12 protein-coding genes are annotated in these 13,345 nt (G+C 40.9%); 5 read left to right on the top strand and 7 right to left on the bottom strand.

Translation table 11 applies throughout. From position 1 onward, the window contains the following. Positions 1–145 precede the first annotated feature (145 nt). The gene (locus DRF67_RS08505; protein WP_115927878.1) at positions 146–991 is read left to right on the top strand and encodes an EamA family transporter; all 846 of its coding nucleotides are present in this window, start codon (positions 146–148) and stop codon (positions 989–991) included. Here the strand turns inward: DRF67_RS08505 and DRF67_RS08500 are convergent. After that, complete coding sequence (locus tag DRF67_RS08500; RefSeq protein WP_115927877.1) at positions 988–2,352, bottom strand: sensor histidine kinase; 1,365 nt, start codon at positions 2,350–2,352, stop codon at positions 988–990. The genes DRF67_RS08505 and DRF67_RS08500 overlap by 4 nt on opposite strands. 9 nt (positions 2,353–2,361) lie before the next feature. After that, positions 2,362–3,060 (bottom strand): response regulator transcription factor, encoded by a 699-nt coding sequence (locus DRF67_RS08495; RefSeq protein WP_115927876.1) that lies wholly within the window; start codon positions 3,058–3,060, stop codon positions 2,362–2,364. A 98-nt stretch (positions 3,061–3,158) separates the two neighbouring features. Between DRF67_RS08495 and DRF67_RS08490 the strand changes: the two genes are divergently transcribed. After that, positions 3,159–3,830 (top strand): YiiX/YebB-like N1pC/P60 family cysteine hydrolase, encoded by a 672-nt coding sequence (locus DRF67_RS08490; RefSeq protein WP_115927875.1) that lies wholly within the window; start codon positions 3,159–3,161, stop codon positions 3,828–3,830. Positions 3,831–4,084: 254 nt separating this feature from the next. Beyond that, on the top strand, positions 4,085–4,396 hold the full coding sequence (locus tag DRF67_RS08485) for an NIL domain-containing protein (protein WP_115928024.1): 312 nt from the start codon (positions 4,085–4,087) through the stop codon (positions 4,394–4,396). A 161-nt stretch (positions 4,397–4,557) separates the two neighbouring features. On the opposite strand, the gene murA is transcribed toward DRF67_RS08485, so the two are convergent. Then, entirely contained in the window at positions 4,558–5,865 is a 1,308-nt protein-coding gene (gene murA / locus DRF67_RS08480) for a UDP-N-acetylglucosamine 1-carboxyvinyltransferase (RefSeq protein WP_115927874.1), read from the bottom strand. Beyond that, a complete protein-coding gene (locus tag DRF67_RS08475) occupies positions 5,865–6,536 on the bottom strand; it encodes a DUF4290 domain-containing protein (RefSeq protein ID WP_115927873.1) in 672 nt (223 codons plus the stop codon). Before DRF67_RS08475 ends, murA begins: the two co-directional genes overlap by 1 nt. A 188-nt stretch (positions 6,537–6,724) precedes the next feature. On the opposite strand from DRF67_RS08475, the gene DRF67_RS08470 reads away from it, so the two are divergent. Next, on the top strand, positions 6,725–8,164 hold the full coding sequence (locus DRF67_RS08470) for an alpha-amylase (protein ID WP_115927872.1): 1,440 nt from the start codon (positions 6,725–6,727) through the stop codon (positions 8,162–8,164). Between the two features lie 98 nt (positions 8,165–8,262). On the opposite strand, the gene DRF67_RS08465 is transcribed toward DRF67_RS08470, so the two are convergent. Both DRF67_RS08465 and DRF67_RS08460 read right to left on the bottom strand, forming a co-directional pair. After that, a complete protein-coding gene (locus DRF67_RS08465) occupies positions 8,263–8,673 on the bottom strand; it encodes a thiol-disulfide oxidoreductase DCC family protein (protein ID WP_115927871.1) in 411 nt (136 codons plus the stop codon). Positions 8,674–8,677: 4 nt separating this feature from the next. Continuing rightward, positions 8,678–9,145 (bottom strand): heme-binding domain-containing protein, encoded by a 468-nt coding sequence (locus DRF67_RS08460; protein ID WP_115927870.1) that lies wholly within the window; start codon positions 9,143–9,145, stop codon positions 8,678–8,680. Between the two features lie 422 nt (positions 9,146–9,567). On the opposite strand from DRF67_RS08460, the gene katG reads away from it, so the two are divergent. Then, entirely contained in the window at positions 9,568–11,850 is a 2,283-nt protein-coding gene (katG, locus tag DRF67_RS08455) for a catalase/peroxidase HPI (RefSeq protein WP_115927869.1), read from the top strand. Between the two features lie 147 nt (positions 11,851–11,997). Here the strand turns inward: katG and DRF67_RS08450 are convergent, their stop codons facing one another. Further along, positions 11,998–13,023, bottom strand: a complete 1,026-nt coding sequence (locus DRF67_RS08450; protein ID WP_228435767.1) for a lactonase family protein — start codon at positions 13,021–13,023, stop codon at positions 11,998–12,000. Positions 13,024–13,345 lie beyond the last annotated feature (322 nt).

Here is a 13,345-nt window from a genome sequence, read left to right as displayed (position 1 = left end):
CAATAGTGTTTTTTGGAAGGTAAAATTTCAATACATTTGATCTGTCTTTTGCAGTATGATTCCGGCAGTTCATCGCAGGGAAACAAGATTTTTTTATTTCCCAGACTTCATACTGATATTGTAGGGTGAATTATAAATTTTAGAAATGAAAAAATCAGATGTAGCGGTAGCCGCCACACTTTTAGCGATTATCTGTGTACAGGGTGGAGCTTCTATTGCGAAGCAGCTTTTCCCTGCTATAGGAGCCATTGGAACTGTTACATTAAGAATTGTGCTTTCGGCGGTTCTGCTTACGTTGATCAATCGGCCTAAATTTTTGGAATTCACAAAACAGAAATGGAAATACTGTGCGATATATGGGGTAGGATTGGCAGCGATGAATCTTATTTTTTATATGGCCATCCAAAGAATTCCTCTGGGGCTGGCAGTGACCGTAGAATTTGCAGGACCTCTGTTTCTGGCCCTGGCTTTGTCCCGTAAATTACTGGACGTGATATGGGCCCTGCTGGCTTGTGTGGGAATATTACTTATTGTTCCCTGGCAGAATGACCATGTGGACCTGGTAGGACTTGGTCTGGCTTTCCTGGCAGGGATGTTTTGGGCTCTCTATATCGTAATGGGTGGAAAGGTTTCCAAAATCATGGATGGAAAAGACGCTGTGACTACGGGGATGCTTTTTGCAAGTCTGGTGATTATTCCATTTACCATATGGGATGGAGCGGTCTTCAATCTTACTCCAACCATTTTTATCAAAGGTCTTGGTGTCGCTATTCTTTCGAGTGCTTTACCGTTTTCATTGGAAATGATTGCTCTGAAAAGGCTTCCGGCAAAGACTTTTAGTATTCTGATGAGCTTGGAACCTGCCTTTGCTGCACTTTCAGGATTATTGTTTTTGGCAGAGCAATTAACGTTTTTGCAGTGGGTTTCTATTATGTGCGTTATTGCAGCCAGCATAGGAACCACAGTTTTCAGTAAAGCGGTTAAAGATTAAGCCTGATGGTTGAATAATACGGTAAAAACCGTTTCGTTATTTCCTGATACAACGATAATGGACGCATGATGGAGATGGATGATCTTCTCGGTAAGGAAAAGTCCGATTCCGTATCCTTTTTCTTGTTTAGAGTTTTCACTTCTGTAGAAAGGCTCAAAAATATGCTTTAAATCTTCATTCGAAATAACAATTCCGGAATTGGTAAAACTGATCACAAGTCCTTCGGTATCGATGCCAACTGCGATGGAACAGACGTGTTCTGGCGAATATTTGCACGCATTATCAATAAGGTTGTTAAAAGCAACCTGCAGGAGGTATTCATTGCCCTGCATGATAAGCTGGTGCTCTTCCAAGGTATCATTGATGTTCACGGACACTTTATAATCCGGATTTTCCCTTGTGATGGTAGCATAAGATTCAAGGAGTATTTCATCAAGCCTTACTTCAGAAAAGCTGATTTCATTGGGGTCGTAGCTTGCTTTGGCAAGGTCCATCAGGCTGTTGGAAAGTTTCACCATATTACGGGCGTCACCCAGTGCGCATTGAATCGTCTGTTGATATCCTTCCCGCGTCTGTTCTTTTTCAGAAGCCAGTTCCAGCTCTGTAATCATCGCTGAAAGGGGAGTCCGCAGCTCATGTGAAATATTGGATACAAAATGTTTTTGGGCATCAAAAGAATTTTCCAGCCGTTCCAGCATTCCGTTGAAATTCTGAGCCAGCTCATTAAGTTCATCTTTTTCTTTTGATACCTTCAGGCGGAGCTGAAGTTTTCCGGCAGTAATTTTTTTAATCTGGTCTACCATAGCACTCAACGGACTCAGTGCTTTTTTGGAAAGAAATATTCCGGCCAGATAGGTAAGAATAAGGATGCTGATAAACGCGATGATGCTGATGGTGAGAAGGTGATTGATCGAACGATATCCATATTGGTCGTATCCTGCTGCTGTGATGAGGTAGTTCTTTCCTTCATGAGGATACACCGTTCCTACAGCCTGGAGATCATCAATAAAAAAGCTGATTTCTTTATTTTTTAAAATACGGGAAAGCATTTTCGGATCTTCTTTTACGTAATCTACTTTTGAATCGTCATGATAGATCAGATTAAACTCCTGATCATAGATGGCAACCTGAACCTCATTAATGGTTTTCGTATTGTTTTTGTAAAGGCGGTGCATTTCTTTTTCATTCAGGGTGCTCTGAAAAAAAAGGTTGGCTTTGGCGACGGCTTCATTGTTGAGCTGCGCATAAAACGAATTTTCCCTTGCTTCTACCGAAGAATAATACACTGCAATACCGTAGGAAACCATCAGCATCGCCGTGACAAAAGTAAACAGTAAAGTAAGCCTTGTTCTGACTTTCATGTCTTAATCTTATTGCTGCTGTTCTTCGTATCCTCTCTTTAAAATAAACCCCATTCCTGCTTTTGTGTGAATCAGCTTATTATCAAAATCCCGGTCTATTTTTTTTCTGATGTAATTGATGTAGACATCAATAAAATTGGTGCCTGTATCAAAATGGGTTTCCCATACATTTTCTGCAATTTCAGAACGGGATAAAACCCTTTCCGGATTTTCCAGCATATACTTCATGAGATTAAACTCTTTTGGAGTGAGTTTAATGGAAATGCCATTTCTGCTGACTGATTTCAACTTAAGGTCCATTTCTATCTGTTCGTAACGCAGGACCTGATCCGTATGGGCCTGGAGCGAAAATCTTTTCATCAGGACCTTAGCGCGGGCGATCAGTTCACGCATTTCAAACGGTTTGGTGAGATAGTCATCCGCCCCGGAATCGAAGCCATCAAGCTTATCATCCGTAGTTCCCAGTGCGGTAAGCATGATGACAGGCGTGTTGGGCTTTAAAGCCTTTATTTCCCTGCAAAAATCAAGACCGTTTTTCAACGGAACGATGATATCCGTGATAATGAGGTCAAAATCCTGGGATAATGCCATTTCCATTGCTTTTTCACCGTCATAGACAAAGCTTACGTCCATATCCTGCTCCAGAAGTCCTCTGCCGATAAGCCGTGAGAGTCTTTTGTCATCTTCGAGAAGTAAAATATGAGGCATAAAAGATGTATTCAGTGTTTTTGTTGGATGAAAATAGCTCTATATTCCCACAAATGTAATGAATTCTATTTTGTAATTTTGATCGAAATAAAAATCAGATGCCAGCATTAAAAATACCAGTTCCTAAAAAATTCAAAAAAACAATCATTCCACTGCTTCTGGTTTTTCTGGTCATTGTATCGGTTCAGTGTCTTTCACAAAGGAATACAGCCAATCTCCAGAATGGTGACCTGCTTTTTGTCACGGCGGAAGAGACCGGACTTTCAGGGGCTATTAACAATGTGACCCAGAAAAAAGAAGTTGCTTCTTTCGATCATATCGGTATCCTTGAAGTAGCCGGTTCTGACAGGTATGTGCTGCATGCTGCTCCCAAAGGGGGCGCTCAGAGGCAGAATCTGAACGAATTTATTAAAGATCAGGAAGTGGAAGGACAGAGGGTAGTTGTTTACCGCTTAAAGCCTCAATATCGGAAATTCATTCCGGATGCAATTCAAAAGGCCCATTCGATGCTGGGAAAGCCTTATAATTTCGATTATATTCTGGATGAAAATTCCTATTACTGTTCGGATTTTGTAGAAAGAGCCTTCAGAAAAAATCATATTTTCATCCTTGAACCGATGACGTTCATTGATCCTAAAACAAGAAAAACCAATACATTCTGGGAAGAATTTTACAATAAGAAAAATATCCAGGTTCCGGAAGGAGAGCCGGGCTGTAATCCGAACGGGCTGGCAGGTTCTGATAAACTGGAGAGGGTAGGAGATCTTTAAGCCGGGAAACGATAAAAAGAAGTACTGTTGATTCTCATTAACTTTATGTCTTTCCAACCTCCTTACATGATTTCTGATCCTGAATTAGAACTGCAATAATTAAAGAAGCTGTAATGGCTTCTTTTTTTATATGTAAATTTTTTTAAAAATATTAGTCTACTAATTTGGTGGACTAATATTTTTTTATATTTTTGTCACAGATTTAAACGCAGAGCGTATATGATCTGAGAATGTTTAACCAAAAATGTTTAGTGATGATTACACCTAATCCAGGCCTGCAGGTCTTGCAAAACAAACTGAACCTGCCTAAAAAAGAATTGTTATTGGAAATAGAGTTGAATGGGAAAATGAAATTTGAACATTTAATGAATACCATCTATAATCAGTTGGGCATCTGTCATAGAGTGTTGTCAGCCAATGTAGAATATGTGAACGGATACAGTTTTGGTTCGGTACAGTTATATATTAATGTCAATTCAGAGGATTATCAGCATCTGGAATCCTACCTGAATAAAAATAAACTTTTAAATACAACAGTGGAGTACATCTGCAGAAAATATTTATAAGTGAGATTCATATAGTTTTAATTACTCGAAGTGTCCGGTTTTTATCGGGCACTTTTTTATACCTGGAGATCATTATAACGGCAGATGATAGAGCTTGTGGTTTTCCAAGCAATAAAAAAAGCGTCCAGATGACTCTGAACGCTCATTATTGATAAGTAATTTTAAATTCTTTCGATATCGGCACCGATAGCTTTCAGTCTGCCATCGATGTTCTCGTATCCTCTGTCGATTTGCTCGATATTGTGGATAATGGATTTGCCTTCTGCAGACAGTGCTGCAATAAGAAGAGCATTTCCGGCTCTGATATCCGGGGAAACCATGGTGGTTCCTCTTAGAGGAGCTTCCTGGTTCAGCCCGATTACCGTAGCCCTGTGCGGGTCGCACAAGATGATCTGCGCTCCCATATCAATTAATTTATCGACGAAGAATAATCTGGATTCAAACATCTTCTGATGAACCAGAATACTTCCTTTGGCCTGAGTAGCTACCACTAAAATAATAGACAGCAGGTCCGGAGTGAATCCCGGCCATGGAGCGTCTGAAATCGTAAGGATAGAACCGTCTATAAATTTCTGGATTTTATAATGTTCCTGAGCAGGAATATAAATGTCATCATTGCTCTGCTCAAGCTCAATTCCTAATTTTCTGAAAGTGTTCGGAATAACCCCCAGCTGGTTCCAGTTTACATTTTTGATGGTGATCTCAGATTTGGTCATGGCAGCAAGCCCGATCCAGGATCCGATTTCTACCATATCCGGAAGCATGGTGTGTTCTGTTCCTCGAAGGGATTCTACCCCTTCAATAGTTACAAGGTTTGATCCGATCCCTGAAATGTTGGCTCCCATGCGATTCAGCATTTTACACAATTGCTGAAGGTAAGGTTCGCAGGCAGCATTATAGATTCTTGTCTTTCCTTTAGCCAGTGCTGCAGCCATTACAATATTAGCGGTTCCGGTTACAGAAGCTTCTTCCAAAAGGATAAACTTTCCTCTTAGCTCTTTAGCTTTTAAAGAGTAGAAATATTCATCCTCATCATAGTTGAATTCTGCGCCAAGTTCTACCAGCCCCTGGAAGTGCGTATCCAATCTTCTTCTTCCGATCTTGTCACCACCCGGCGTCGGCATATAAGCTTCACCATAACGGGCAAGCATAGGCCCCATCAGCATGATCGATCCACGTAACTTTGCTCCGTCCTTTTTGAACTCACTGGATTTTACATAGTCGAAGTTTACTTTGTCAGCTTTGAACGTATAATCTCCCTGTCCGTTTTTAGTCACTTTTACCCCAAAATCTCCAAGAATTTCAATCAGTCTGTTGACGTCATGGATGTCCGGGATGTTTTTGATGCGTACTTCCTCGTCAGTAAGGAGAACCGCACATAAAATCTGGAGAGCCTCATTTTTGGCTCCTTGTGGAGTTATTTCACCCTGCAGTCTTTTTCCTCCTCGTATTTGAAATGTTCCACTCATTATTTTCTGTTTTTATGATTGTTGTTATGTCTTCTTTTGTTAGGTTGGTTTTTGTTATTATTGTTACTGTTGCTGCTGTTCCGGTTGTTATTACTGTTGTTGTTTCGGTTGTTATTACTGGTATAATAGATCTTGCTCTTTTCAAGAGAGTCAATTCCGGTAAGATCCAACCTGTTTTCAGACAGTTCTTTCAGATGGCGGAAGATGACATCATCCGTCACATGTTCTTTATTATAGACATTGTATGATTTCTTCATATTGTTGGCGATCACTTCGATCAGGGCTTCTTTTTCATCGCCCGGTTCCAGTTCGATTGCTTTTTCGATCAATTGAAGAATACTTTTTCCGTAAAACTTAAAGTCTCCCTGAAGTTTCGGATATTCCATCCTTTTAGGTTTTTCTGCCAATTGCTCTCTGGTAGGAAACGGATATGGAGAGTCCACATCCAGATCATAATCTGCCAGAATAAAAAGATGATCCCAAAGTTTATGTTTATAATTGTCCTCGTCGCGAAGTTGTGGGTTTCTCTGACCCATAAAATCGATGATTGCCATAGCCATTTCACTTCTTTCCTCTTTGGTAGGAAGTTCTTTGCAGCGCTCAACCAACTGTTGTATAATTCTGCCGTATTCCGGCATATGAAGCTGAGTTTTTTGGGTGTTGTATTCCATAGTATGCAAATATATGCATTAAAAGAAAAATTGTTCCGAGAATATGAAAAATTTATGATTTTTTAATGAAAATACCCGGAAGGTTTTTCAATTCAATTATTATTAAAAACAAAAATATTTCTCTTAGAACAGACTTTGTTTTTAATAAAATTGTACCTTGGTTATTATATTGATAATTAATTGTTACCATGAAAAAAACATATTTTTTCCTTTCCATGCTGGCTTTAGTATGGCTGGGCTCCTGTCAGACTAATGATGAAATGAATACTGACCCTTCTGCAAAAGCAGAGGTCCACGATAAAATGATACAGGTAACCCGGCATGACGGGCGTCCGTTCAGTACAGGTAACGGATCCGGATCCACAGCAGGTAAGTTTGTGGCCGGTCCAGGTGGCGGGGTTATGATGCAGGGGTTTTATTGGGACGTTCCCGACGGCGGCAACTGGTGGAATACTGTAAAAAGTAAATTAACGGCCTGGTCCGGTGCCGGAATCGGTGCTGTATGGCTCCCACCGGCTTCCAAAGCACAGAATGGGGCATATTCCATGGGATATGATCCTACCGATTATTATGACTTCGGTGATCTCAATCAGAACGGAACTGTGGAAACCCGCTTCGGGTCCCGGGCCGAGCTGGAAGAACTGATCACAAAAGCACATGCTGAAAATATGCAGGTATATGCAGATATTGTCATCAATCATAACAGTGGCGGCCAGTCTGAAGCCAATCCATACACTGGAACCAATACCTGGACGAATTTTTCAGGAGTGGCATCCGGAAAGTTTACCAGGAATTACAATGACTTTTATAAAAATGCTTATGGCAACAATGATGAAGGTTCATTTGGCGGCTTTCCCGATCTGTGCCATGCCAACCCTCATGTGCAGGACTGGTTGTGGGGGAGAGATGATTCTGTAGCAAAATACTATAAGAATGTTATGAAGTTCGACGGTTGGAGATTCGATTATGTTAAAGGCTTTGGCCCATGGGTGGTGAATACCTGGAATTCTAAAGTGGGTGGTTTCTCCGTAGGTGAATTGTGGGATTCCAATGTCAATACCCTGGAATGGTGGGCCAATAACGCCAACAGCTCCGTGTTTGATTTTGCAGCCTATTACAAAATGGATGAGGCTTTTGATAATGGTAATTTAAATGTTTTGAATGATGATATGATGTGGAAAAGAAACCCGTATAAAGCCGTCACTTTTGTAGCCAATCATGATACGGATATCATCTATAATAAAATGCCGGCCTATGCTTATATTCTGACCCATGAAGGCTACCCGACAATCTTCTACAGAGATTATGAAGAGTGGCTGAATAAGGACAAACTGAATAACCTGATCTGGATCCACAACAACAAAGCAACCGGAAACACCTCTATTTTGTATACCGATAATGACGAATATATTGCAAGACGAAACGGCTACAACGGTAATCCGGGGCTGGTCGTCTATATCAATACATCATCCAGCTGGCAGGAAAGATGGATTGAAACCAACTGGAGCAGCCAGCAGATAAAAGATTTTACAGGAAATTCGACCTGGTATCCTACGACACAAGGGGATAAATGGGTGAAAATTCAGTGTCCGCCGAACAGCTATTCGGTGTGGTCTTTGAATCAGTAAGTTCCGAATCTGTACCTTATCTACATCTATAAAAACCGCTGGGAAGCCCCGGCGGTTTTATAATTTATATTCTTTCGAAAATCAGATAAAGCTGCTGATTAAATCTGAATAAATTTTTTCTTCTGATGCTGATCCGGCAAATAGCACTTCTGGTTGGCAAGTTTCATTCTGTTTCTGGAAATAACGTCATACAGTTTATCACTTAAAAATCCAGGCAAAATATTTCCAATCGACAAAAGTTGATAGATGCCTCCTAATAAACCTGCAATTTTCAGTACCGCTCTTGATTTTATAAGATAAAACTTACCTGGCTTCCACAAATACATGGTATTGAATTCTTTCGTTTCCAATCCCCGTTCTGATAAAAACTGCTGCCCGAAGTCAGACTGTAGAGATGCAAACATGAATTTATCTTTTGTATCCCTTTCCAGGATCCATTGTACCCAGAAATTGCATACTCCACAATCTCCGTCAAAAAATACAATATGTTTATTTTCCCAGTTTTCCACGATTTTATTTATTAAACATGATTCCTCTTTCTGTATCTTGCTTTACTTTCCTGAAATACTGAACAAGTGCTGTACGCTGCTCATCCGAGAGTTTTGCGTCCTGATGGCCTATATAATAAGACTCCAGCGGCATTTCTTTTTTCTCAACCATTTCTATACATTCTTCAATCTTATGAAGCTGTCTTTTAGGTTCATACACTGCAAAGGTAGAAAAATTAAGGTGTTTTCGACCTTCATTGATGTGATTTTTCAGAAACCATGAGGCTGGTGAAATATTGGCATACCATGGATAGACGGTTTCATTGGAATGACAGTCATAGCATGACGTCTTGATGATGGCTGCAATTTTTTCCGGACTGTTTTTAATTTTAAGAAAATCCATACCGGGAGTAGGGGGCGGATTGGTTTTGTCAATCGGAAAAAACTGAATCATGATAAAGGCAACCAGGATGATAACTAATACTTTTTTCATAGGTGTTCATGTTTTCTAATAGAGATAAAGATAAGTAAATTATTTGAGGTTGTATATGCCGGAATTTTAAAGAACGCATACAATATTCTCATATCTCCATTCGTATTAGGTATTATAAAGTGACCATATTGCCCGCAAAACTTCCTGCTTCCAACCCCCGTCTTCCATCTTGATACTCTTACGTTGACTTATTCTAAATAGAGCATCTCCTATACAGGTTGATTTAAAAAATGCCTAACTTAATACCACAATTATGTAGTAAGCCGGATGGTGCCTCAACTTATTTGTTTATAGTTTTTAACTATCGTTGAAATAAAAATTAATAGATTGTATTTATTAAATAGACGTTGTAAGTTTGTCCTGTTCTTACATCGGATGATGATTTAAACGTATTAATCAATATAAAAATAAAATAAACGACAATGGAAAAAGATTTGAATGACATCAGTAAATGCCCGTTTCACAACGGAACCATGAAGAAGAATAATGTTGCCGGTGGCGGAACTCAAAATTCGGACTGGTGGCCGGATCATCTGAGAGTCGATCTTTTGCGCCAGCATTCTTCCCTTTCTAATCCTATGGATAAGGATTTTGATTATGCCAAAGCATTCGAAAGCCTGGATCTGGAAGCTGTTAAAAAAGACCTTCATAACCTGATGACGGATTCACAGGATTGGTGGCCGGCAGACTTTGGCCACTATGGTCCCTTGTTTATCCGTATGGCGTGGCACAGTGCCGGAACTTACCGTGTAGGGGACGGTAGAGGAGGAGCCGGAGCGGGACAGCAGCGTTTTGCGCCGTTGAACAGCTGGCCGGACAATGTCAGTTTGGATAAGGCAAGAAGGTTGTTATGGCCGATCAAACAAAAATATGGAAGAAATATATCATGGGCGGATCTTCTGATCCTGACCGGAAACGTTGCCCTGGAATCGATGGGCTTTAAAACATTTGGATTTGCAGGTGGGAGAGAAGATGTATGGGAACCGGATTCCGATGTATATTGGGGATCTGAGAAAACATGGCTGGGTGGCGACATCCGTTATGCTCATGGATCTGAAGGAGTGGTAGAAGGCAGTTCCGCAGTTCTGCCTACCGATGACGATGCTGATGGTGATATTCATTCCAGAAATCTTGAAAATCCACTCGCCGCTGTACAGATGGGGCTTATCTATGTAAATCCTGAAGGGCCGGATGGAAATCCTGATCCTATTGCTGCAGCCAAAGATATCAGGGATACTTTCGGACGGATGGCTATGGATGATGAGGAAACAGTGGCTCTGATTGCGGGGGGACATACCTTTGGTAAAACCCATGGTGCAGGTCCCGCAGATCATGTGGGTAAAGAACCTGAAGGAGCAGGAATAGAGCAGCAGGGACTCGGATGGTCCAGCAGCTATAAATCAGGAAGCGGAAGAGATGCGATTTCCAGCGGACTGGAAGTAACCTGGACCGAAACTCCAACCCAATGGAGCAATTATTTCTTCAAAAATCTTTTCGAAAATGAATGGGAACTGACAAAAAGCCCGGCGGGAGCGCACCAATGGGTGGCCAAAGATGGCGCAGAAATCATTCCTGATGCATTTGATGCTTCTAAAAAACACAGACCCACTATGCTTACCACAGATCTGTCATTGAGACTGGATCCTGTGTATGAAAAAATATCAAGACATTTCTACGAAAACCCGGATGCCTTTGCAGATGTCTTTGCAAGAGCCTGGTTTAAGCTTACCCACAGAGATATGGGACCAAAGGCCCGTTACCTGGGACCGGAAGTGCCACAGGAGGAGCTGATCTGGCAGGATCCTATTCCGGAAGTTAACCACGAATTGATCGATGAGAACGATTCTGAAGCTCTGAAAGCAAAAATTTTAAATTCCGGAGTATCGATTTCCGAACTTATTTCAACTGCCTGGGCTTCGGCTTCTACCTTCAGAGGAAGTGATAAGCGTGGCGGAGCCAATGGAGCCAGAATCAGACTGGAGCCTCAGAGACACTGGCAGGTAAATAACCCCTCACAGTTGCAGAAAGTATTAGGCATACTTGAGGGAATTCAAAATGATTTTAACGGTTCTCAGAGCGGTGGTAAAAGAATCTCTCTGGCTGATGTCATCGTATTGGCAGGAAATGCAGCCGTTGAAGCTGCTGCAAGAACAGCAGGTCATGAAGTAAAAGTTCCTTTTGCACCTGGAAGAATGGATGCTTCACAGGAACAGACCGATGTGGAGTCTATGGGATATCTGGAGCCTGTTGCTGATGGATTCCGTAATTATCTGAAAAGAAAATTCACGGTTTCTACAGAATCTTTATTAATAGATAAAGCACAGTTATTGACACTTACTGCTCCTGAACTTACTGTTTTGGTAGGAGGAATGCGTGTCCTGGATACTAATTTTGACGGGTCCAAGCATGGTGTATTGACCACGCGCCCGGGAGCCCTTACCAATGACTTCTTTGTCAATCTTCTGGATATGGGAACCCAATGGAAAGCAATGTCGGAAGATCAGGAAACGTATATGGGCAGTGACCGTTCTACAGGCCAGCCTAAATGGACGGCAACCCGTGCTGATCTTGTCTTCGGATCAAACTCTGAATTGAGAGCAATAGCTGAAGTATACGGAAGTGCAGATGCACAGGAGAAATTTGTAAATGATTTCATCGCTGCATGGACAAAGGTGATGAACCTTGATAGATTTGATCTTGCTTAGTCATGATCCTGATTTAATATAGAAGGGCTGTCTCACATGTTTGAGACAGCCCTTTTCTATTTTAGAGCTGGTTCAATATTTTCTGATCTGTACACTGGTTACATTTTTAATTTTTATTCTCTTTCCCACCTTTTTTAATAATCCTGTTTAGGCGTCACGCCTGAAAACAAATGCATCGCCACTCACCACATTGGTGACAATCATGAACTTTCCGGTCTCATCAAGGGCGAATGTTCTGGGATGTTTTCCCCGTGTTGATTGATAGCCTGCGGTTTTCAGCGTACCATCATTCTGAATAGAAAATATGGCAATATTGTTCTCACTACCGCGATTTGAAGCATATAAAAACCTGCCGTCAGGAGAGATATGAATGTCAGAGCCTTCAAAATTGTTTTTATATTGTTCAGAATGCGTGTAGATTCTCTGGAGGTTGTTCAGCTGTCCGTTTTTGTAGGCATAAGCGCTTACTGCTCCTCCCATTTCTTCAATACAGTAAGCAAATTTACCGTTAGGGTGAAATGTAAAATGTCTTGGGCCGCTTCCAGGGGTTGTTGCCGTAAAAGGTTTTTCTGCAATGACTGCAGGCTCGGATTTTTCACTTTCAAATTGGTAAGCCCGGATCTTGTCTGCTCCAAGGTCTGGTAAAAATAGATAGTCAGATTCAGGAGAAAAAACAGCAGCATGGATATGGGCCCGCTCCTGCCTGCCAGGATCCACACTTCCCTCTGAAAACCGGAAATTCTGCACAGCAGGCTGGATCGTTCCGTCCGCACCCAAAGGATATACTGCAAAACTACCTTCAGTATAATTTCCATTGACCAGCCATTTGCCGCTTTGGTGAACCGTAAGGTATACCGGATTTTCACCACCACTTTTTTGACTGTTGATAAAACGCAGGGTTTTCTTTCCTGGATCAAACGCAAAGCTGCTCACACTTCCTGCATTTTTTGTTTTACTCTCTGTACAGGCAAAAAGATACTTTCCATTGGGAGATAACGCAAGGAATGAAGGATTCAAAACCCCTCCAGCAGAACTTACTTTTGAAAGCTTGCCTTTAAGGGTATCCAATTGATAAACGTAAATACCTTCCGTGTCTTTGTCCCAGTTGAAGGAACCAAAAAATACATAGGTATCCTGTGAATATAATTTTAAACAAGATAACGCTATAAGCAAAAAGCAGAAAATTTTTTTCAATGGTGTATGTTTATGGAGTGTTCTTAGAACGTAAAGTCAAGAAGAGAACAAATGTACAGATTTGTATCTATTGTTGTTACTTCTGATTTTTTAATTTACACACTTTACGGGATAGTGTCTCTTAATTATTATTTTTTTTCTACTTTTTATCTTGAAGTAGTATAAAAACCGGTAAACTTCCCTGTTTTGAAGACTTCCCTTTTTTGAAGACTTACCCTTTTTCAAACAGTTTATAAATATAAAATATTCTCTAATTGATCAAAAACTCTTTAGCATATAGCCATGGACTAAGTCCATTTAA

The sequence above is a fragment of the Chryseobacterium pennipullorum genome (assembly GCF_003384725.1).
GTDB lineage: Bacteria > Bacteroidota > Bacteroidia > Flavobacteriales > Weeksellaceae > Chryseobacterium > Chryseobacterium pennipullorum.
Note: the sequence above shows the minus strand (reverse complement) of the source record. Positions and strands in the feature narration are given on the sequence as shown.